The sequence below is a fragment of the Mesorhizobium cantuariense genome, assembly GCF_042647205.1.
In the GTDB taxonomy this organism is placed as follows: domain Bacteria; phylum Pseudomonadota; class Alphaproteobacteria; order Rhizobiales; family Rhizobiaceae; genus Mesorhizobium; species Mesorhizobium cantuariense.
The window spans coordinates 3754777-3776210 of record NZ_JBHRVD010000001.1; the positions used below are offsets into that span (position 1 = coordinate 3754777).

Sequence of the window (21434 nt, forward strand, 5' to 3'; positions counted from 1 at the left end):
GGCACCCTCGCCGGTGCGGTGAGGCAGAATTTCCTCAACTCGCCGGTCTGGCGGGCGACTCCACGACCTTGCGGTAAACATGCCAGGTGGCGTGACCGAGGATCGGCAACACGACGGCCAGCCCGGCGAACACCGGCAGCGAGCCGATGATCAGGGCGACGGCGACAATCAGTCCCCAGACAACCATGGCGATCGGGTTAGCCAGCACCGCACGCACCGAGGTGTGGATGGCTTCGTAGGCGCCGACGTCGCGGTCGAGCAACAAGGGGAAGGCGACAACCGTTGTGCACAACACCACCACAGCGAAGACGAAGCCTATGGCGTGCCCCAGGATAATCAGCGTCCAACCGCGTCCGGTGGCAAATATTTCATTGATGAAGCCGGATATCGATTCCGGCGGAGCCGGGCCGAAAAGATATTGGTAGAATATCTGCGCCGTCAAAAGCCAGGTGATGAAGATTGCAAACAGCATGATCCCGACCGCCGCGATGGCCGGCAGCGCCGGAGAATTCCTGACCTCGAAAGCGTGCCTCCAGGAGAAGTCGAGTCCGGCTTCCCGTCTGCGGCTGATTTCATAGAGGCCTATCGCCGCGAACGGGCCAATCAGCGCAAAACCGGAGACCAGCGGAAACAACAACGGCAACGCATTGGCGCCAGAAGTCCAGGCGGCGAGCACCACGCCCACGAGCGGATAGATCAAGCAGAGAAAAACGATGTGCGACGGTTTGACCATGAAATCGTCGACGCCCCGCTTGAGCGCGTCGAAAAGGTCGGAAACGCCGATTTTTCGAATTTTGGTATGTTCCAGCGTCTCGCTGGCGCCTGCTATCACATGAAAGCTAGCCATGACCATTCCTCCAGACCAGGTCCGGTAAGGTCGCGGCTTCGCGGTGCTGCCGTTCTGCGTGATTGGCCACGCAAAAACCGCGACCTGCACCGCAATCAACATACTCTCTTGCCAGAGACTTGTCGCCCTTTGTCGGAAGGGCCCCGGCGGTCCGGCTAGCTCTGGTGGTCTTTTTTCGATATTCTCAGGGTCAAAGGTGAAGGTCATGGACGGAAGGACGCTTCTCATACTCGGCCTTGGCGTGGTCGCCCTGCTGATCCTGGGATTCTGTGCGATCCCTTCGTGATGTTCGAGCCGATTCTGGCCTGCAACGCCTTCGATGCAGCAAGGACAGACCGGCTGTCTCACCCGACGAGTATTCCGATAACAGCGGTCTTGCCGTCAACCTCCGGTTGACATGAATGCTCGCATTGCGATGGTGTCGGCAAGCAGTAAGGCAAAGATCGCGAAAAGGTAGAAAATCGAGAAGGCAAACAGCGCCTTTGTAGGCTTCATCCCCTGGTCTTGAGCGACCAGAACCTTCCAGGCGTGCCAGATAAAACCCGCGCCCAATGCAGCCGAAACAATTCCATAGAACCCGCTCGCGAATCCGAACGCCCAGGGCAGCACGCCGATTGGCGCCAGAAGCAGTGAATAGGCGAATATCTGTTTTCTGGTCGAGACCTGGCCGGCAACGTTCGGCATCATCGGGATGCCGGCAGCGGCGTAGTCGCCGACTTTGAACAGCGCGAGCGCCCAGAAATGCGGAGGCGTCCATAGAAAGATGATTAGAAACAGGATGAGGCTTTCAACGCCGATGGCGCCAGTGGCGGCCGCCCAGCCAATGACAGGAGGAAGGGCACCCGCCGCGCCGCCGATGACGATGTTCTGCGGCGTCGAGCGCTTCAGCCACATCGTATAGATAACGACGTAGAAGAAGATGGTGAAGGCCAGCAGCGATGCGGCAAGCCAGCCCACCAGCACGCCGAGCGTCATGACCGAAAATGCGGAAAGCACCAGGCCGAAGCCGAGAGCTTCACCCGGCGTGACGCGGCCCGACGGAATCGGCCGCTTTGATGTGCGCGACATCAGCGCGTCGATATCCGCGTCGTACCACATATTGAGAGCCCCGGCCGCTCCCGCTCCAATCGCAATCGCACCGATTGCAATCACGGCCATGACCGGATTCATCGCGCCAGGCGCTGCCATCAGGCCAACGAAAGCAGTGAAGACAGCAAGCGCCATGACACGGGGCTTCAAAAGCGCGAAGAAATCACCCGCCTTCGCTTCCGAGAGGCGGATGCCGGTATCCCTGAGGCGGTTTTCCCTAGTCGACATCTCGGACCGATGGAAGCAGGCAACCTAGGCCATAATCCAGAACTGAAGGCGCGAGCGAAAACTGAAACCCGGTCTTTGCTTACGCTGCCCTTCAGTTCGGATAAGATCACAGTAAAACAAGAGGTTAGACGCGCCTTGCACGGCAGAACAGATTATCCGCTTCGCCCCCAAATGGAATTGCGGCCTATATACCACAGAATCTGGCCGGCAGGTAGAAGAGGTCGACCGTACAAAGGTTTAGGTGGTCTGCAGTGGCTCAAGGTACATCCGTGTTGCAGCTGCCGGCAACTTGGTTGACCGCTTCACCCAACCCGGCAAGATCGAAATCGGCCTCGCCGCGCCCCGACAGCAGCCCGAACCGCCACGAAAGCTGGAGCCGGTTCGCGGCGACAAGGCGCTTGATACCGTCAGCGCCGTCGCGCACCAGCATCCTGCCGCGCGGCCCGACCGACCAGCTCTCATCGAACTTGCTGCCCTGGTCGACCGTGACCGACATGGTGATCTTGCGGCTGGCGGAGACGGCGTCGTTCAGTTGCAGCCATTCGGTCCAATGCGGTTCGCCATTCGCCCGGCAGGCTATGGTCAGGATCGGACTGTAGCTCAAGGCGCCGCCGCCGGTGATCAGCTTGTTGGTGGCATAGAGCGACGCCGTGACGAGGCCGTCCTCGCTCGTGTCGAACCGCCAATTGTCAGGCACCGTATCGGCCCGGGCAGTGCCGCAGACCGAGACAAGGACCAGCGCAATTGCCGCAGCGTGTCCCAATTCGACGAACAGTCTCAACACGCCCTCCAACAGCCAAGTGGCCTGCAATAGAAGCGCAGATAATGATCAAAGCTTGATCGCCACAGGCCATCGCTCGCGAAGCGTGGCGGCTGTTGCAGTTTGGCAACGAAAAGGCCGCCTCGAGGCGGCCTGAAAGCGCTATAAATTATCGAAGGTCGTAATTTACACGTCTAGAGCCCTTGGAGATCTAAGAGCAACTTTTTGGCTTTTTCTATACGTTCAGGCGTCGCCTTCGATGACTTCCTGACGGCAGTCTCTGACCAAGCATCCAAGCCGTAGCCGGCGCACTCCAAAAAGTCTGCAGTCGCAGCAAGCTCTAGTGAAATTGGATCATACCCGGCGAGAATTTTCAGGGCGTGCTTCCGCGAAGCGTCCAGTGGATCGCGTTCATCTTTCAAAAGCGACTGAAACACCGAATACAATTGAGACCTAGTTCCGACGCGCTTATCGTGATTTACGAATCCAAGCGCCACAGAATCCTGAGCAGAGATAGTCAGCTCCTCACTGTATGGCCCATAGTGATAGTATTGAAAGTCATAACCAAATCCGATGCCAAGGCGTTCAAGAAAATAGAAGGTCTTTTGAAGTCGAGTTCTTCCAACTAGTTCGCCTCCATTAAGATTCAATATCTTTGCTATATCTGTGGAGTTTGTCATCATCCCACTCCCATCGCGATTTGTTTCACTTTTTCCAGTGCATTAGCGTTACCGGCATAGACGCGGTAGACCGTACGCTTTTGTAATGCGCTAACTACGTCCGACAATTCGGCCAAATCCTGATAAGGGCCGCCAGGTGACCCACGTATAAGGACCTTTGAGAGGGCCTCAGGCGTATCGTACCCACGCCTCTTGTAAGGATCCCTAGCTGGGGAATCCTCAAAAATTTCGAGATATCCAAAACCGTCTGCTTTTTTTGCCTCTGATAGGGCGGCTCGAAATTTAGCTACCGATGCCTCTCCACCCCGACCCTTAAAATATTCGGTCACGTCAAAGGCTTTATACAGGTCCCTTCGAAGAAGCCTGGACGCCAAATGTTTTATGTGGTCGTCAGACGCGCGAACCATAAGCGGCAAACTGCCCCATACAACCGAGTCGTCAAGGGTCAGATAATTCCTGAGCGTCGAATCGACCAAGAACTCAGTAATCGGATGAGCCGAGTCGAGACCGGTAGCTGCGACATTTCCATCCAAAATCAACTCTCCCAGCCGGACCAAAAGGGCGGTTAGAATTTTTTCTGCCGATCTGGTCGCCTTGTGGAAATATACAGCAAAATACATATGAAACAAACCAAGAACATACGCTTCGGCTGCCTGAAATGCCTTATTCCCAAGCACCAAACTATCGATATTCGCGTAATCCTCACCATCCGTTGAGAACGGCACCTGGTCGACCTCGAGATTGGCGAGCAACCAGAAATAGTCAAAACTTCCATGACTGACACCGGTCATAAGCCGGTCCCGACGAAGATAGTCGAGGCGGTCAGCATCAAATTGGCTCGAAACGATTCCCGAATAGATGTCGGTCGGCGTTTCCTGCAGCAGCAAAGTGGCAACAGCCTCTCTTGCCTCTTTGCCCATTCCCTTTTCGATGCGTCTGCCGATGTCCGTATTCTCACGAATGATGTCAGCGGTCCAAATCTCATGCCGTTTTTCGACCTTCTGGCCCCGTGCCTTGGCAATCTTCTTCATTGCGTCTTCAAACGCATGGCTAAACGGCCCGTGACCAAGGTCATGCACAAGCGCAGCGGCAAGAGCGATTTTTTCGCGATCTTCATCGAAGTCTTTACCAAGAAATTTCCTGACCCGGCCTGATAGCTCTCGAGCGGTATGGAACACACCTAAGCTGTGAGCCAGCCTCGTGTGCGTGGCTCCTGGATAAACAAGTTCAGAAAATCCAAGTTGTTTAATTCTCCTAAGCCGCTGCATTTCTTCGGAATTAACTGCATCCCAAAGCGCTTGCTCGAACGCGGTTTCAGAGAATTCAATGAGATCGTGTAGCGGATCTCGTATCCTTTGTGGTTTCACGTTGTCGCCCGAATCGTTTCCCCTCTCCAAAATAACACAAAGACAACAAAATCTGACTTTGACTCAGCCACCCAGTTTCTCATCAGAAATTTATCTGCTGGGTCACGGCCACTCCATCTGATCCTCTCAATATCAGGCGGCGTGGATTCGAAACGCGGGCTATAGCGGGTCTCTGTTGCCACAACCTCGCAACGAAAAAGGCCGCCTCGAGGGCGGCCTTTCCTGTTTCAGCGGAGCGCTGGTGTTATTCGGCGTCCTTGCCGGCTTTCTTCTTCGGCGCGGGCCTTCTTCTTGGGCTCTTCCGCGTCGTCGGCCTTCTTGTCGTCGGCCTTCTTGGCGGCGGCTTTCTTCGCCGGCTTCGCCTTGGTAGCGGTGTCGTCCTCCTCGTCGTCGGCCATCAGATCTTCCTTGCTGACCTTGACGTCGGTGACCGAAATCTGGCCGAGGAGATGATCGACCACCTTTTCCTCGAACATCGGCGCGCGCAGCGTGTTCAACGCTTCCGGATTGTTGCGGTAGAACTCGAAGACTTCCTGCTGCTGATTGCCCGGATAGCGGCGCACCTGCTCGAACAGGCCGCGCTGCAATTCCTCGTCCGATACGGTGACACCGGCCTTCTCGCCGATTTCAGCCAGCACCAGGCCGAGGCGCACGCGGCGCTCGGCAAGCCGCAGGTACTCGGCACGCGCCTCTTCTTCCGTCGTCTCTTCGTCGGCGAAGGTGCGGCCGGCTGCTTCCAGGTCACGATTGACCTGCGCCCAGATGTTGTTGAACTCGGCGTCGACGAGCTTCGACGGCGCCTCGAACGAATAAGCCGCGTCGAGCTGGTCGAGCAGCTGGCGCTTGACCTTCTGGCGCGTCATGGCGCCGAACTGGTTCTCGATCTGGCCGCGCACGACGTCGCGCAGGCGCTCCAGCGACTCCAGGCCGAGGTTCTTGGCGGTCTCGTCGTTGATTTCCAGCGCGCCGGGCTGGGACACTTCCTTGACGGTGACCTCGAAGGTCGCTTCCTTGCCGGCCAGATGCGCGGCCTGGTAGTTTTCCGGGAACGTCACGGTGACCTGCTTTTCGTCACCAGCCTTGGCGCCGACCAGCTGATCCTCGAAGCCGGGGATGAACTCCTTCGAACCCAGCACCAGCGGCTGATCGGTGCCGGCGCCGCCGTTGAAGGCCTCGCCGTCGATCTTGCCGACATAGTCGATGGAGACCCTGTCGCCATTGGCGGCCTTGCCCGTCTTCGGCTCGTAGCTGCGCGCCGATTCGGCGACGCGCTGGACCTGCTCGTCGATCTCGGCGTCCGGCACGTCGAACACCTGGCGGGTCACCTTGATGTCGGAAAAGTCCTTGATCTCGATCGCCGGGATGATCTCGTAGTTGAGGCGGAACTCGAAGTCGGCGCCGCCGGCCAGGATCTTCTCGGCTTCCTTCTCGTCCTCGGTCATGATGACTTCGGGCTGCATGGCCGCCTTTTCGCCACGCCCGGTAATGATCGAACGGGTCGAATCATTGAGGATCTCGTTGACCACTTCGGCCATGAACGACTTGCCGTAGACCTTGCGCAGGTGCTGCACCGGCACCTTGCCGGGGCGGAAGCCGTTGATGCGGACCTTGTTGCGGGCATCCGAAAGCCGCGCCATCAGCTTGGCTTCCATGTCACCGGCCGGCACGGTGATCTTGATCTCGCGCTTGAGACCGGAGTTGAGCGTTTCGGTGACCTGCATCGTAAAACCTTTGTTTTCACCAATGAGACTGCCACGGCCTCTGCCGTTTACAGCCTGCCGGTATATTCTTGCCGGGAATGGCTTTTGGTACGGAACCTGGCGATTTGACCGGTAATACGGCTCAAACTCTCCCAAACTGCGTTCCAAAATGTGAATAAGTTCTTGTTTTTCCTACTTCTTATCACATTCTGTAGAAGCGGATCGTCGCGTCCCGTCACATTTGACACGCCTTTTGTCACAGGCGAGGCTAATTTTCAACAGTCTTCGCAATTCGCGAAGAACCAACATTTTGGCCCTGACCCAACATCTTGTCTCCGACCCAGCATCTTGTCTGACATTGACAGAATGATGGCTACATGGGATTGCCGGTCAATGCGGATGTGGCGGAACTGGTAGACGCCCTGGATTTAGGTTCCAGTGCCGAAAGGCGTGGGGGTTCGAGTCCCTTCATCCGCACCAACCTACCAGCATGAGATCACAGACAATCGACTATCGGCACCTACACCGACGCAGCAGCCGGCGACTGGCTCGACCCTGCCGAGATCAGTTGGAATTCGAAAAGGTGGTTTCCCGAACGACATATTGCGGCGTGTTGTTGAGCCGAATGTAGACGCGCCCAAGATACTCGCCGAGAATGCCCAAAAAGACCATCTGCAATCCGCCTATCAGGAGAATGGTGGCGATGACCGATGCCCAGCCGGGCTGCATCTCGGGATGCGTCAATCGCTGTATTATGATTAGTGCCAAGAATATCAGGCTGACGGCCGCCATCGCGAATCCGAACACCGTCGCAATGCGAAGAGGATAGACGGACGACCCCGTGGCCATCTTGAGCCACAGCGACACGGATCGCTTCAGATTGTAGTTGCCCGCGCCGGAAAAGCGTTCCTGATGATCGATATCGACCGAGGTGACTGAGTTCGTCACATTGAAGATCAGTCCGTCGACATAGGCGTAGGGGCCATCATAGGCCAGAACCGCGTCGACGGCTCCGCGGCTCATCGCCTTGAAGGATGAAAGGTAAAGATCGCGAGGCTTTTTGAGCACCCAGCCAGCCACGATGTCATTGAGGCGGCTGCCCCACTTCTTCCAAGCAGCATGTTTGCGCTCATTGTACCGGGTGTAGCAAACGTCAAATCCTTTCTCGATCGTCGCAGCGAGAGCGAGGATGGCGGATGGGGGGTGTTGCAGGTCATCGTCCATGACAACGATGACGCGCCCGCGCGAGTACCTTAGTCCTGCCATGGTCGCGTTATGCTGGCCAAAGTTTTTGCGGAGAGAGATGCCGCGCACCCAAGGGAACTCCTTGGCGTAGCGCTCAATATGGCTCCAGCTTTCGTCCGGGCTGCAATCATTGACCAGGACCAGCTCATAATGGCCATCTTCCAGCGAGCGCACCCTTCACCTGGGATATAAGCTCGGGGAGAACGTCCGCGCTCCGATAGACTGGAATCACAATCGACAGGGCGACTTGATCAGCAATTTTCTGCATGGCTAAAACTCAAATGTTGCGACAGCATGATCGCAACTCGGTTGGGACCTGTCATGGACAACAACCGAAAGCATCCCGCTTTCTTCCGGCAGTTGAATTGTCGTGTTGCCTCCGGGCAAAACGACACCCGACCAAATCTCTCGCTCATTGAACATGACATTTGCCGCCACGCCATCGGCGGTGGGGCATTGTTCTAGAACTTTGCCCGAGATGGATAGATTAAGGCGCTTTGGCAGTCGGCTAATGGCAGGCTGAAACGGCAGCTTGATCGAAGTCGGCAGGTTCGTTCCAGGATGGATAAGAAACGTATTCGGTCCCGTTATGATGATTTGCCCCCATTGATCTCCGAGGGTCTGGTTCCGCGCTGCAAATGGCATCGCCATTGAGGATCGGAACATCTGACCCCAGCCGGAATAATGGCGATCAAGTTCGGTTACAAGTTCGTCGACCTCTTCAAGCGTAACCGGTCGAACGCGTCGAAAAAGATATCCCCGTACGCCATCCATGAGCGTGTAGTCGGAGCCGACCCTCTCATAGGCCCGCCCAAAACCGCGTCGGTCAAGTAGCCATTGACCAGGGATTGTTATGTTGGCTTGACTTCCAGGTGCTTGCTGTTCCTGCGGTGGCGTCGCCGCAACGGCGAAATCAGATCGCAAGGCGTCAAAATTGAAAAGATCCTGATTCGCGATGGCGGGGGCATAGATCACTCGGTCTCGAAGATTTCGATCGAGAGCCAGGAGCAGGGAATCCGATAATATCTTGGTTGATGCATAGACCACGAATTTTTCGCCATTGGCGGTTAGTCGCTCGAGATCGGAAGTGAGTCGCTCGTACTCGGCATAGTTATCCAGATGGAGCGGGCTCACATCGCTGCGCGGAACGAAGATATGGGCCGTAGGCCCCAGTGATCGCGACAACGGAGCGATGGCCACAAGAAAGGTTGCAACCGCAATCGCGGCAAAAGGCCAAAGCCGGAATTGAATCGGCAAAACTCCCAGATATCCGGCGCAGCGCGCTACGCCAGCAAGCAAGAGCGGCAAAAGCCAGAACGCGATCGGCAGGAAATGGTGAGGACCGATTTGTTGAGTTCTAATGAAAAGCAGGAAAGTCCCGACTGCAGCCATCAGGCAGAAGGCTCCCTCGAAGCTTTTGTTCGCGAGAAGCACGATCGCTCCGATCACCGTCAGCGCAAGCATGTAAGGGCTGAAACGGCTTGCAAACATCCCGAGATGAGTCGGGAAAGGCACCTGGTAGGCGCTGTAAAGATCACTATACGAGGTTGTGAACGCGCGAACCACGAGCGCGTATTGAAACGCGAGCGCCAAGGTGACGAGCACGACGCCGGCGATCACCTGACTGCAGCCCATAGTCAGGATAGCTCGGAGCCCGGTCCGTTCGTGGATCGCCTTGGCTGACCCAACCAGAAAGGCAACGACGAAGAACATGACGACGCTGTAGGCGTACCAGCGCCGAAACAGGAATGGCAGCCAGATCAGAAGGCCCAGAAGAAGGCCATTGACAACTGGTCGCCTCGTGAGGAAATCGGATCTAAACAGCAGCAGCGTGGAGAGGCCCAGGAAAACGAGGCCAACTATGTCCAGCATTCCTCGGAGGGTCGGCGCCCAAAAAGGCAGAAATGTCAGCGCCACCAGGAAGATCGGCAACAAGCCCGAGGTGGTCTTCGCCATGTGGCTGTAGACAGCTGTCGCAATGAGCGTTGTCGGGAGCAGATAAAGCAGCGCGACGGCGCTTACATAGACGATCCGTCCGGGACCGAACAGGGCGTAAAATGGCAGGAGGGGCAGTACCCCGGACGGGTTATAGTCTTGAGTCCAGATCCCACCCAAAAAAGCCTTCAGCGCCCTGGCAGGGTCGGTCGCGAAGTAATTCCCATAGTCCTCAAAAGTGTTCCAATATAACGCATAATCCCAAGTGTACGCGGGGCTTTCCCGGTGTACGTAGGCTGCGACAACGCCCAGCATCGCCAGCGAAGAAAGCGCCCAGATCAGGGTCCATCGCCGCAACAAATGGGCTTCGAGCATGTGGCTACCTTTCGAGACAACGGGCTTGCCGCTCGATGGCGGCCGATGATAAACGGCGTGCTTTTAGCGGAGAAATTGTAGATTGAGCAAGAACGCAACCGGCAATGAGTTCGATGCGTATCGCAACTCCTACTCGGAGGCTGTGAACAACGCGATTTCCTTTTCGGGTTTGAAAGTCGATTTCTTCACCCGCGCCAAGGCTGCGCGGTTGCTAGGCCTCCTCGAAGACAGACTCGGGCCAACCGAAAAGCTTTCGGTTCTCGACGTGGGCTGTGGGATTGGAAACTACCACGAACTCCTTCGAGACAAGATCGGCAAGCTTACGGGCGTCGATCCTTCATCCGAATGCATTGATGAGGCGAAGCTGAGAAACCCGGGCCTGATTTATCGTGTCTCGGATGGGATAGAACTGCCGTTCCAGGATGGGGAATTTGATGCCGTGTATGCCATCTGCGTCATGCATCACGTACCGCCAGCCAACTGGATAAAATTTTCTTCCGAACTCGCGCGCGTCACTCGCCCCGGCGGCGTGGTGCTGATCTTCGAGCACAATCCGTACAATCCGCTGACCCGCCGGGCAGTATCGACGTGTCCATTCGACGAGGACGCGGTCCTGCTCGCGAAGAAACAGGTGGTGGAATATCTCAGAGGAGCGGGCCTGCGCGATGTCGCGGGTCGCTATATCCTTACGGTTCCGGCCATTGAGGGTGTGCTCAGGCGCGTTGACGATGCTTTCGGCGGCGTGCCGCTTGGCGCCCAGTATTATGTTCTTGGCCGGCGTCAATGACCTCCAGTGCCCGCTTGAGGCAATTTGTCATTTTCTGTGCCGTGGGACTTGCCAATACCGGCGCGTACTTTGCCATCGCCAATGGTCTGCATCTGCTCGGCGGCTTCACCGAGACGGTGTCTGCCTATTTGGCCTACGTGGTTCTGGTGCCGGTTTCCTTTATTGGGCACCGAAAGCTGACATTCGCCTCGGACGCAGCAGTGTTAGGCGAATGGGCAAAGTTCTGTGTCGTCCAGGCAATGAGCCTGCTGGTAATCTCGGTCACCACTTATTTGGCGCACCAGGGATATTTCTCCGGATGGCAAACCTTCGCCATCATCAGCATCGCAATCCCGGCATTGAACTTTCTGACATTTCAGGCATGGGTTTTTGCCAGAAAGCCGACTGCTTGAACCTGGCCCCGAATCGGTTCACCGCCGATCACCATCAACCGCAAGCAAGTCCAAGCGCTCAGGTGCGACGCCCCTGAAGCCGGCCGAAACTCCCGACTGAAACGGATCTACCCGCGAAGACGCAGAGGAAACTGCCGTGGGACCATTATGTTCGACGACACCACTGTGCGCCTGAACGTACCGAGACGGCAGCCCTGCGCCTGGCGAGCGTCCTGCTGATTGATCGCTTGAGACATAGCCGACAATGAGATCAACTCATTATGGGGAAATGGCGGGACAACAATGACACTTGAATACTGGAACAAGGCGCACATCTGTGGGCTGCTCTCGGTTCGCTTCGGGCTCACGAGCTACCTTGAGATCAACACGAGCACCACTGGCTTCAGGTACGCGGAAGCACAGCAATTGGGATTTCAGCCCTGCATGCGTCTGGTCTATCGGGCGACTGAGGCGCCGCTTGATGGTCTCCCTGTCGATTTCACCTCCGCAGATGAAGATATCGCCGCATGCCTCGAAGACACGCGCCTAAAGGGACAGACGTTCGACCTTGTCTTCGTTGATCCGCATCACACATACGAGTGCTCGGCGCGAGACATCAGGGAGGCTTCCGCATGGTTGCGCCCGGGGGTGCCGTGGTGGTGCATGATTGCCTGCCCCCGGACCGGGCGGCAGCCAATCCCGCTTTTTTCCACGGCGAGTGGTGCGGCGTAACCTACAAGGCATACATCGATTTCGTGCTGGGCAATCCGAATCTCGACTATTTCACCGTCGATGCCGATTACGGCTTTGGTGTCATTTTGAAGCCCATGGGAACTGGCGCGAAGATAAAGAACTGGCTGCGCGCCCGGCGCGCTCGGGGGCTGAAAGGCGAGTGGCTTGCAATCGGTAGTGATTTCGATGCGGCGTTCGACAAGCTCATCAGCGACAAGACAAGACTTTTGCGCCTTGTCGACTTTGGCCTGCTTCGCAGAAAGCTTGGCTGAAACGACCGTCGGCCAGCCATCTGCCAACGGCTTATGAAGCAGTGATGAGGCCGACGATTTGCGCCGACCAATCCCAGCATTTGCCCCAAGAGCTTTAGGCTACGCCTCGAAGACCTGGCGCGTGAACCACTCGGCCAACCTGGCAAGTTCCGGCCCCAACACACGATCGTCACCGACCGGCGGCATGATGGCTCTGATCTCATCGACGAAGGTCTGAAGCGCCGGCGGCGGCGTGCGTTCGGTGACGTGCAGTGCCTGCGAGGCCATCATCGCCAGCATCGCCATGGCGGCATCGACGCAGCGTCCGGCGGTCGCTTCCTTGGTCCATGCGAAGAACGCCGTGGTGGCGACATCGTCCTGTCCGGCGCCGGCCGATTCCGTTCCCGGAATGAAGGTGCGCTGTGCCGCCAGCTTGGCCTGCTCGAGATAGCCGGTGATCGCCATCGGCACATAGCCGACATTGCCGTGACCGTCGCTGTCGGCCGAGTGTCGTCCGGTCATCAAGAGATCGGGCAGCAGCGAGACCTTGCCGTTGAGGAGTTTGGAGGCGTGGCGGTCGCAGAGCAGGCAGATATCGGCCCATATCGCCGCCAAATCGTCCAGCGCCGGCGTCGCCATCGCATTGTGATAGCCGCCGGTCGAGATGCAGCGGCCGAGCGGATGTGCGTCGTCAGGCGGGATGTACACCGGATTGTCCGATATCGAGGCCAGCGACACGGTGGCCGCCCGCTCGGCCATCGACAGCGCACGATGCGCCTGGCCGAGCACGCGCGGCACGATGCGGTAGCTGACCGGCGCCTGATAATTGCGCCGCCCGTCGCCGGCGCCGACCAGGAATTCCCGCAATCCCCGCAGGGCCGCGGCTTCATGGTCATCGCCCCAGAGCGCGTCGAGCGCCGCGTCGTAATGCTCGAGCGGCGCACGAAACGCTTCGATCGACAGCGCGAACACTTTTTGCGCCATGCGGACGCGGCGGCGTGCCGCGAGCGCAGCATCCGCCACCAGAGCGGCAGCGCAAGGCGAGCCGTTGATCAGCGAGCCCCGTTCCTTGACCTCCAGATCGAAGCGCGTCGAAAGCTCGGCGAACAGCGGATAGAGCGCCAGGATCTCGCCGGCGCCGCCCTGGCCGGAGGCCGGCACTGTCGGCATCGGCCGGCCATCCAGCATCTCGGCAACGGCAAGCGCGATGCGCGGCGTGGTGGCGGCGTTGCCTTCGATGAAGTTGGCCAGGCGGGCAAGCACGATCGCGCGGACCACGCGGTCCGGCAAGGGATCGCCGAACGAGGTGGCGGCGGCGAACGCCTTGATGCGCGCATGGCGGTCCCGCTCGTCGGGTTCGAGCTTGCGGCTCGCCAACTCCCCCATGGCGGTGGTGACGCCATAGATGACCGGTGGCGGGTCGGATTCAATCAGCTTCAGGAATGAGGCACGGCATTCGGCGATGCGCCGCAAGGCCTTCTCGCCGATCTCCACCGTGTCCTTCTTCCACGCGATGCGCAAAACAGTGTCGAGGTTGATGTCCTCACGCGTCGACAGGCTAACTGGCATGCTTCACACCACGGTACGGATGCTGATACGGCAGGTATGGATACTAATAGAGTGGTTCCTCGAACAGCGTCTTGTCGCCGTCCACCAGCGCCTTGATCTGCGCGGTGCCGTCGCCGGCGAGCGCCAGACGGATGCCGAACGGTCGCACCCGCATGTCGTTCTGGATCGCCAGCCCCTCGCCCTCCGGCAGGTAGAAGCGCTCGATGCCGTAGTCCGGCGCGATGGTCATCCCTTCGCCGCGGAGGTCCCAGCCTTCGGTGACATGGCCTGATATGTCGGCCTCGTCGGCAGCGGCCGGTGTCGGCGCCTTGCCGAACCAGGCGGCAGCCGGCGTCCAGTAGCCGTCTGCGCCCTTCTTCAGGCGCACGACAATCGAGGTGTCGTCGCTGGAAAATTTGTCGGGCGGTATGTCAGCGATCATTTTCACCGGTATCCGCGAAATCTCGTAGCCGAGAATAATGTAGTCGCCGCGCAGGAGATCGCGTGGATCGACGGGCTCGACCTTCAGCAGCACTTCCTTGCCGTTGCGCAGGATCGCCGCGCGGCCGGCGATGATCCAGCTCAGGAAGCCTATCTGGACAACCGCCAGCACCAATGCCGAAATAACAAGTCTTTTCCCGGTCATCATGCCGTGGCTCCCTTGGCAACTGGGCCCTTCATGCGCTTTTCAACGCGGATGATGACGATCGCAAGAATGCCGAGCAGCACCGCGGCGGCCAGGAAGAAGCCGGCCGTATCGAGCATCGATTGCAAGGTCACCACATAGATGATGGCGAGTTCGAAGGCGAAGCCGAGATAGGCGAGCCAGCGCAAACCGCGGCTCTCCCGCCCTGCCAGCACGATTGCCGCGACAATGCCGGCGAGCGCGACGATCGAGGCGATGGCAAAACCGCTGTTGTAGGTGCTCTCGTCGGCCAGTTCGAACTGGATCATTGCCAGGCCGGTGAGGAAGCCGAGCAGCGCGTGCAAGGGCAAGCGGCCGCCGAGCTGCACGATCTTGTCGACCGGGTCCGGAGCCAGGATGGAGGCCGCGAACAGCAGCACCGACGCGACGACCAGCGGGACCGCCACCTGCAGTGTGTCGTGGTTCGCGGCCAGCAGCACCAGATAGAACAGCACCGACAGGATGATCAGGTGGCGCGCCGCCTGGCTGCGGGTCCAGAAAGAAACGGCAAACAGCACGATCGCCATGACGACGAAGGCATGCGGAAAGTCGCTGCGGCTGTAATAGTCGAAGCCCTTGAGGAATAGCCAGGCGTCGGCAATGCCGACCGAAGCGACGGTCAGCGGGTTCGAACGCAGTGCGACCGCCGCCAACGCCGTGCCGGCGCCCCAGGTGACCAGGGCCGACGCCTCGTCGCCGGACAGATGATACATCTGGCCGATCAGTGCGATCGAACCGCCGAAAGCCGCAGCCGCCACGATCCACAATGCCTCGCCGATCGCCGCATGGTCGCGCGTCTTCAACACCGCGCCGCCGACATAGCCGCCAAGGATGACGGCAAACAGTGCCGCCACGCGTGCCAGGCGCGGGATGGCGTCCCAGTTGGCGGCAACGAAGATCAGGATGGCGGCACCGAACAACAATGCGGCCATCATCGCCAGGATAGAGCCGAAGCTGAACGACTTGCGCTCATTGGCCTCGATATCGCGTGTCAGGGAATCGGCGGTCGCCGCATCGATCAGGCCCGCCTGCAGCCATCGCGCTATATCCGACCTGACCCGTGACGAATAGCTCGCCATGCCGCTTCTCCCCCAGTTTGGTCTTTTTTTCAGCCGACCCGGTCAAACCGTTGACGCGGCGGCATTTTCCGATTCGGGTTTCTTTGTGTCAGGTCCGTGAACGCGCGTTAATGCTGCATTGCACAATTTGCATTGCTGCCATGCAGCCATAGCGCTTTTAAATCGATATGACCCCGCCTATTTATGGTTCGTACACAAACGGAATGATCCGCAAGAAAGACGAAACGAGAACTACCATGAACCTGATCCGCAACTACCGCAACTGGCGCCGCTACAGGGACACCGTGTCCGAGCTGAGCCGCCTGAGCAACCGTGAACTGACCGACCTCGGCATCAGCCGCAGCGACATTCCTTACGTCGCCCGCAAGGCGGTCTAATTCTTCGGACCGCGAATGGTCCGAACCAGTTTTGAAAAAGAGAACGACAATGAACCTGATCCGCAACTATCGTAACTGGCGCGTTTATCGCGAGACGGTTACCGAGCTGGGTCGCCTTTCGAACCGCCAGCTGCATGATCTCGGTATCGTCCGTGACGAAATCAAGATCATCGCCCGGCAAGCCATCTAACCAGAATGGCGATCTAAACGGAATTTCGCCAGGGTCGACCCTCCTCCCCGACCCTGACGAATACGGTCACCCCTTACCTCCTCCCAAGGGTTGACCACCAAAACGGCGCCCGCCGCACCTCCTCCCGCGGCGGGCGTTGTTTCCCCGGGGCAAAATGAATTTTGCCGCAGAGGTTTCGCCCTCTCAAAACAGCGAACCAGTTTTCGTCAAAGCCGACCTCCTCCCCGGCGATGACGAATAGGCCCGACCTTCACCTCCTCCCGAAGGTCGGCCACCAAAACGGCGCCCGCCGCACCTCCTCCCGCGGCGGGCGTTGTTTCCCCGGGGCAAAACGAATTTTGCTCCAGAGGTTTCGCCCCTTTCAAAAACGGCGAAAGAGTTTTCGTCAAAGCCGACCTCCTCCCCGGCGATGACGAATACGGTCGGCCTTCACCTCCTCCCGAGGGTCGACCCCAAAAACGACACCCGCCGGACCTCCTCCCCCGGCGGGTGTTGTTGTATTCAGGGGTTGATTCCCCGAGCCGCTGTTTGCCCGCACCACGCACGGCAATTGCAATCGCCGCACCAAGCGATTATTCCGGCGCTCATGAGCAACAATCCCATCCACATCATCGGCGGCGGCCTCGCCGGCTCCGAAGCCGCCTGGCAGGCAGCGCAAGCCGGCGTTCCCGTCATCCTGCATGAAATGCGGCCCGTTCGCGGCACCGATGCCCACAAGACCGATGGCCTGGCCGAACTCGTCTGTTCCAATTCGTTCCGCTCCGACGACGCCGAAAACAATGCCGTCGGCCTGTTGCACGCCGAAATGCGGCTGGCCGGCTCGCTGATCATGAGCGCCGGCGATGCCAATCAAGTGCCGGCCGGCGGCGCGCTTGCCGTCGACCGCGACGGATTCTCCGAGGCGGTGACGAAAAAGCTTCAAGCGCATCCGCTGATTACCATCCAGCGCGAGGAAGTGCAGGGTCTGCCGCCGGCGGACTGGGACCAGGCGATCGTCGCCACGGGGCCGCTGACCGCACCTTCACTTGCCCAGTCGATCACGGACATGACCGGCGCCGATGCGCTCGCCTTCTTCGACGCCATTGCCCCGATCATCCATTTCGACACGATCGACATGGACACATGCTGGTTCCAGTCGCGCTACGACAAGGTCGGGCCAGGCGGCACCGGCAAGGACTACATCAACTGCCCGATGGACAAGGAGCAATACCTCGCCTTCGTGGCGGCGCTTGTGGAGGGTCAAAAGACCGAATTCAAGCAATGGGAAGGCACGCCCTATTTCGACGGCTGCCTGCCGATCGAGATCATGGCCGAACGCGGTGTCGAGACGCTGCGTTACGGACCGATGAAGCCGATGGGGCTGACCAACGCGCACAATCCGACGGTCAAGGCCTATGCGGTCGTCCAGCTGCGCCAGGACAATGCGCTGGGCACGCTCTACAACATGGTGGGTTTCCAGACCAAGCTGAAGCATGCCGAGCAGGTGCGCGTGCTTCGCACCATACCGGGTCTCGAAAACGCCGATTTCGCCCGCCTCGGCGGCCTGCACCGCAACACCTACATCAACTCGCCGACCTTGCTGGACGCCTCGCTGCAGCTGAAGTCGCGCCCCGGCCTGCGCTTCGCCGGCCAGATCACCGGCTGCGAAGGCTATGTGGAAAGTGCTGCGATCGGCCTGCTCGCCGGCCGCTTCGCCGCCGCCGAAAGGCTCGACCGGGCACCGTCGCTGCCGCCGCTCACCACCGCTTTCGGCGCCTTGCTCAACCACATCACCGGTGGCCACATCGTTTCAGACGACGAGCCGGGAAAGCGTTCCTTCCAGCCGATGAATGTCAATTTCGGCCTGTTTCCGCCAGTGGAAGCCCCGAAGACCGAGGGCAAACGCATGCGCGGCAAGGACAAGACCGTTGCCAAGCGGCACGCCATCACATCGCGCGCACGCGCCGATTGCCGGCAATGGCTGGGATTGGCGGCGCAAACGGCCGAAGCGGCGGAATAGCTTATGCCCGGTTCCTCTGGCCTACCGTTCCAGCTTTTACCACCGGGGCTCTCTACGAGCGAGGAACCTTTCGCCGGCGACTACGACATTGTCTGGAGCATCTACATCAGATGCAATAACCTGCAGAAATTGCGCGGCACTCATATACCAGCGCTGGAAGCGTTGATCGGCCAGCCCCACGGCGGCAAGGGCTGGGTGATCGACAACGAGAGTTACAATGAGAACCGCGATAGAAGTTTGAAGAGGGTTGTTGCCGTAGAGCGCCTCGAAGGCCCCTACACCGAACAGTTCCTCCTCGATTTCATGAAGAGGCTCTATTCGCTGGCGCCGTCCTGGAACATCCAAGCCCGGCTGAACCCGTCACATCCTCAGGGTGTGTATGTCTGCGCTCATTTCTCGCGGGAGACGCCCGCCTCAGAGGTGCCGGCAGTCGTTGATGCTCTCGTCGAGCTAACGCCTGCTTTCACGGGCGACGGTCAGTCCGGACGCTACATCGGTTCGGTCAACGCATTAGCTGACACATGAGCGAGCCAATTGGGTGCAAAAGGAAAGTAGGATACCATCCTACTTCCTTTTGAGTGAGGCATCCATGGAATCCGCCGAGAAACTGACTGTCACCGTCACGCCCGCCATGGCGCGCATGATCCGCGAGAAAGTCGAGGACGGGTCTTTCGGATCGGCGAGCGAGGTCATCCGCGCCGCGCTTCGCGCTTTCCAGCGCGAAGAGGAAGAACACGCCGAGCGCATGGCCTCGATCAGGGCGCGGGTGAAGGCGTCGGTCGAGGACACGAGGCCAAGCCATTCGGGAGAAGAGGTTCGCGCTCACTTCCGAGGACTTTTCGCCCAATATTCGAGCCGCACTGATGATTCAGCGGCTTGAAGTCGAGTATAGCGACGACGCCAGGAACGATCTGGCGAACATCTTCAGGCGCATGATGCGCGATGGCAGTTCGAAGTAGCCGTCTAACAGCCGTCACAAAACAGCTATTCGGCTGGCTCGACACCAGCCATCGGCAACCCCGGCTTGCCCGCCTGTGACGGATTTCTCCGAACATACGCTGCCTTCAAGCTTTCCGAGGTTTCGCGCGAGCCATCATGGCTCCAGCCCGGCGGCTTGTGCCGAGGTTCCTGACGATCCCATAGCGCGGCCGGTCTTCTTCCAGCTCCCCGACGAAGGTGCCGAACATGCGGTCCCAGATGATCAGCGTGCCGGCATAGTTGGCGTCGAGATAGCGCGGATTGGTGGCGTGGTGGACGCGGTGGTGTGAGGGCGTGTTGAAGACGAACCAGCCCCACATCTTGCCGATGGTCTCGGTGTGGATCCAGAACTGCCAGACCAGGTTGAAGCCGAAGGTGAAGGCAATCACCGCCGGATGGAAGCCAAGCAGCACCAGCGGAGCCTGCAGCACGAACATGAAGGTGAACAGGCCGGTCCAGCTTTGCCGCAGCGCCGTCGACAGATTGTAGTGCTGGCTCGAATGGTGATTGACGTGTTCGGCCCACACCCAGCGGACCCGGTGGGCAATGCGGTGATAGACGTAGTAGCGCAGATCATCGAGCAGGAAGGCGGCGAGGAACACCCAGACCGACAGGCCGAGATTGAAGACGCGGAATTGCCAGAGCCACAGCAACGCCCAGTAGGACACGACGCCAAGCAGCAGCCCCGCAACGACATTGCCGGTGCCCATCATCAGGCTGGTCAAGGTGTCGCGCGTCTCGAACGAACCCTTGGCACGGCCGGTGCGCACCAACCAAAGCTCGATCAGGATCGCGACAACGAAGAACGGGATGGCCAGTTGGGTGACTTGCGGGAAATTGTAGCTGTCCATCACGCGGCCTGCCTGGCGGAATTTGAATGTCGCGGCTCAAGCGCTTCCAGCACGCCTTGCGCATCCGCTGCGCTGGCAAAGCGGAAGCGGCCGCCCTTCCAGGTGAAATCGGCGAGCCGGAACGAGACCGTGTTCGCATCATCGGCAGCCAAAGCAGCGACGTCCAGAGACTTGACGATGCGGGTCAAAAAACAGTCGCCGATGCTGTGAACGATCCCAATGCGCGCCCGCCCGAGGTCGAGGAAAGCCGATCGGCCATCCGCTGTCAGGCGGACCACCGCCGCGATCTCGTCGGGAAAATCCTCGGCGAACCGGCTCCTCGCCTGATCCGCGCCGGCCAGCGTCGCCGTCTTGCTGCCGCCGGTGAAATGCACCGCGGCAACCGACAGCGCAATGCCAAGGGCGACGATCGCGACCAACAAAGGCAAGCTCATTGAACGGGCATCTCCTCCAGCCGGCCTGTCGTCTTCGGCAACAGTTTCGGCGCGGGGAATCCTTAGCATGATTGACGTTTACGTCAAAGTGCCGGCCAGCCCTTGCTCGCACGACGCAGCAGCAGCCAATGCCTGCGCAAGGCCGACAGCCGCGCCACACCATCGAGCGGTGAACCATTCTCCATCTTGCCGAGATAGGCACGCGACAGAGCCAGCGGCAGAAATGCCGGGCGCAGCGAAACAGGTAAGGCCGATGCCCCCTGTTCGAAGGCGGAAAGATGGTCCCGCGCCAGCGCCATCATCGCCGCCGCGACGCGTTTGGCGCCAGGACCGCCGTCGCCGGTGACGAACTCTTGCGGCGAAGAGCCGGCCGCAGCAAGGATATCAGCCGGAATAAAACATTGTCCGCGCTTGCGGTGCAGCGGCAAGAGCAGCAACAGGCCGGTCATCGCCTGCGCGCATCCCGCCCTCCCCGCCAGTTCGGCAAAGCGCGGCGCCTCACCGGGATCGAGCACCATCGCCGCAAGCTGGATGAGCGCGGCGGCCGTCTCGCCGCAATAGCCCTCCAGATCGGTGCGCGACGGCATCGGGTCGTCATAGAGGTCGAAGATGCGCGCATCGAGCATGTTCTCGAAGGCCAGTTTCGGCAGGCTGAATGTTGCTATGGTGGCGTTCAAGGCTTCGGCTGTGGGATGGCCGGCGCCCGCCTCCCCGCCGGCGGCAATGACATCGCGCCACCATTGCAGCCGCACCTCGCCCGGCAGCGCCTCATGGATGCGATCGCGAATGCCTGCGATCTCGGCATTGAAGGCATAGAGCGAAAACAGCACGTCGCGCTTGTCGGCCGGCGCGTAGAGCGCGGTCAGATAGCGGTCATGGTCGGCGGCGCGCACCGCATCCATGACGATTTTGGCATTCTGGGACAT

Annotated in this window: 20 protein-coding genes, 1 tRNA gene and 2 pseudogenes; 9 read left to right on the top strand and 14 right to left on the bottom strand. The window is 59.3% G+C overall.

Annotation, left to right across the window (positions count from 1 at the left end):
- Positions 1 to 34: 34 nt before the first annotated feature.
- From ACFOJ9_RS18190 to tig, 6 genes and pseudogenes are all read right to left on the bottom strand, one after another.
- On the bottom strand, positions 35 to 847 hold the full coding sequence (locus ACFOJ9_RS18190; RefSeq protein ID WP_378987872.1) for a DUF2189 domain-containing protein: 813 nt from the start codon (positions 845 to 847) through the stop codon (positions 35 to 37).
- Positions 848 to 1228: 381 nt separating this feature from the next.
- On the bottom strand, positions 1229 to 2164 hold the full coding sequence (locus ACFOJ9_RS18195) for a heme o synthase (RefSeq protein WP_378980281.1): 936 nt from the start codon (positions 2162 to 2164) through the stop codon (positions 1229 to 1231).
- A gap of 256 nt (positions 2165 to 2420) precedes the next feature.
- Positions 2421 to 2945: a hypothetical protein gene (locus ACFOJ9_RS18200; RefSeq protein WP_378980282.1), complete on the bottom strand. Its 525-nt coding sequence runs from the start codon at positions 2943 to 2945 to the stop codon at positions 2421 to 2423.
- A gap of 173 nt (positions 2946 to 3118) precedes the next feature.
- Positions 3119 to 3604, bottom strand: a complete 486-nt coding sequence (locus ACFOJ9_RS18205) for a hypothetical protein (protein ID WP_378980283.1) — start codon at positions 3602 to 3604, stop codon at positions 3119 to 3121.
- A complete protein-coding gene (locus ACFOJ9_RS18210; protein WP_378980284.1) occupies positions 3604 to 4971 on the bottom strand; it encodes an HD domain-containing protein in 1368 nt (455 codons plus the stop codon). The genes ACFOJ9_RS18205 and ACFOJ9_RS18210 overlap by 1 nt, the downstream gene beginning before the upstream one ends.
- 244 nt (positions 4972 to 5215) lie before the next feature.
- Positions 5216 to 6692 (bottom strand): annotated as a pseudogene (gene tig / locus ACFOJ9_RS18215) (trigger factor).
- A gap of 374 nt (positions 6693 to 7066) precedes the next feature.
- Here tig and ACFOJ9_RS18220 point away from each other — a divergent pair.
- Positions 7067 to 7151 (top strand) — tRNA-Leu (locus tag ACFOJ9_RS18220).
- 84 nt (positions 7152 to 7235) lie between these two features.
- On the opposite strand, the gene ACFOJ9_RS18225 is transcribed toward ACFOJ9_RS18220, so the two are convergent.
- Positions 7236 to 8090: a glycosyltransferase family 2 protein gene (locus ACFOJ9_RS18225; protein ID WP_378980285.1), complete on the bottom strand. Its 855-nt coding sequence runs from the start codon at positions 8088 to 8090 to the stop codon at positions 7236 to 7238.
- 96 nt (positions 8091 to 8186) lie between these two features.
- Positions 8187 to 10226 carry a hypothetical protein gene (locus tag ACFOJ9_RS18230; RefSeq protein ID WP_378980286.1) on the bottom strand — a complete coding sequence of 680 codons (2040 nt, stop codon included), beginning with the start codon at positions 10224 to 10226 and terminating at the stop codon, positions 8187 to 8189.
- An 82-nt stretch (positions 10227 to 10308) separates the two neighbouring features.
- On the opposite strand from ACFOJ9_RS18230, the gene ACFOJ9_RS18235 reads away from it, so the two are divergent.
- From ACFOJ9_RS18235 to ACFOJ9_RS18245, 3 genes are all read left to right on the top strand, one after another.
- Positions 10309 to 11013 (top strand): class I SAM-dependent methyltransferase, encoded by a 705-nt coding sequence (locus ACFOJ9_RS18235; protein ID WP_378980287.1) that lies wholly within the window; start codon positions 10309 to 10311, stop codon positions 11011 to 11013.
- Positions 11010 to 11405, top strand: coding sequence for a GtrA family protein (locus ACFOJ9_RS18240; RefSeq protein WP_378980288.1), 396 nt, complete (start codon positions 11010 to 11012; stop codon positions 11403 to 11405). The genes ACFOJ9_RS18235 and ACFOJ9_RS18240 overlap by 4 nt, the downstream gene beginning before the upstream one ends.
- Positions 11406 to 12037: 632 nt before the next feature.
- Entirely contained in the window at positions 12038 to 12388 is a 351-nt protein-coding gene (locus ACFOJ9_RS18245; RefSeq protein ID WP_378980289.1) for a hypothetical protein, read from the top strand.
- Between the two features lie 99 nt (positions 12389 to 12487).
- On the opposite strand, the gene ACFOJ9_RS18250 is transcribed toward ACFOJ9_RS18245, so the two are convergent.
- From ACFOJ9_RS18250 to ACFOJ9_RS18260, 3 genes are read right to left on the bottom strand one after another with little or no spacing between them, the layout of a single operon-like run.
- Positions 12488 to 13936: an aromatic amino acid lyase gene (locus ACFOJ9_RS18250; RefSeq protein WP_378980290.1), complete on the bottom strand. Its 1449-nt coding sequence runs from the start codon at positions 13934 to 13936 to the stop codon at positions 12488 to 12490.
- Positions 13937 to 13979: 43 nt separating this feature from the next.
- Positions 13980 to 14564 (bottom strand): GDYXXLXY domain-containing protein, encoded by a 585-nt coding sequence (locus tag ACFOJ9_RS18255; RefSeq protein WP_378980291.1) that lies wholly within the window; start codon positions 14562 to 14564, stop codon positions 13980 to 13982.
- Entirely contained in the window at positions 14561 to 15679 is a 1119-nt protein-coding gene (locus ACFOJ9_RS18260; protein ID WP_378980292.1) for a DUF2157 domain-containing protein, read from the bottom strand. The genes ACFOJ9_RS18255 and ACFOJ9_RS18260 overlap by 4 nt, the downstream gene beginning before the upstream one ends.
- 236 nt (positions 15680 to 15915) lie before the next feature.
- On the opposite strand from ACFOJ9_RS18260, the gene ACFOJ9_RS18265 reads away from it, so the two are divergent.
- From ACFOJ9_RS18265 to ACFOJ9_RS18285, 5 genes are all read left to right on the top strand, one after another.
- On the top strand, positions 15916 to 16056 hold the full coding sequence (locus ACFOJ9_RS18265) for a DUF1127 domain-containing protein (protein WP_013531315.1): 141 nt from the start codon (positions 15916 to 15918) through the stop codon (positions 16054 to 16056).
- A 49-nt stretch (positions 16057 to 16105) separates the two neighbouring features.
- Positions 16106 to 16246: a DUF1127 domain-containing protein gene (locus tag ACFOJ9_RS18270; protein WP_013531314.1), complete on the top strand. Its 141-nt coding sequence runs from the start codon at positions 16106 to 16108 to the stop codon at positions 16244 to 16246.
- Positions 16247 to 16832: 586 nt separating this feature from the next.
- Positions 16833 to 18245, top strand: coding sequence for a methylenetetrahydrofolate--tRNA-(uracil(54)-C(5))-methyltransferase (FADH(2)-oxidizing) TrmFO (trmFO, locus tag ACFOJ9_RS18275; protein ID WP_378980293.1), 1413 nt, complete (start codon positions 16833 to 16835; stop codon positions 18243 to 18245).
- Positions 18246 to 18248: 3 nt separating this feature from the next.
- A complete protein-coding gene (locus tag ACFOJ9_RS18280; protein ID WP_378980294.1) occupies positions 18249 to 18770 on the top strand; it encodes a hypothetical protein in 522 nt (173 codons plus the stop codon).
- A gap of 64 nt (positions 18771 to 18834) precedes the next feature.
- Positions 18835 to 19125: a type II toxin-antitoxin system ParD family antitoxin gene (locus ACFOJ9_RS18285; protein WP_378980295.1), complete on the top strand. Its 291-nt coding sequence runs from the start codon at positions 18835 to 18837 to the stop codon at positions 19123 to 19125.
- Between the two features lie 104 nt (positions 19126 to 19229).
- Here ACFOJ9_RS18285 and ACFOJ9_RS18290 read toward each other — a convergent pair.
- The 3 genes and pseudogenes from ACFOJ9_RS18290 to ACFOJ9_RS18300 all read right to left on the bottom strand — a co-directional run bounded on the left by ACFOJ9_RS18290 (position 19230) and on the right by ACFOJ9_RS18300 (position 21434).
- A pseudogene (locus ACFOJ9_RS18290) lies at positions 19230 to 20074 on the bottom strand (sterol desaturase family protein).
- Positions 20074 to 20508: a hypothetical protein gene (locus ACFOJ9_RS18295; protein ID WP_378980296.1), complete on the bottom strand. Its 435-nt coding sequence runs from the start codon at positions 20506 to 20508 to the stop codon at positions 20074 to 20076. Before ACFOJ9_RS18295 ends, ACFOJ9_RS18290 begins: the two are co-directional and overlap by 1 nt.
- 83 nt (positions 20509 to 20591) lie before the next feature.
- Entirely contained in the window at positions 20592 to 21434 is an 843-nt protein-coding gene (locus tag ACFOJ9_RS18300) for a phytoene/squalene synthase family protein (RefSeq protein WP_378980297.1), read from the bottom strand.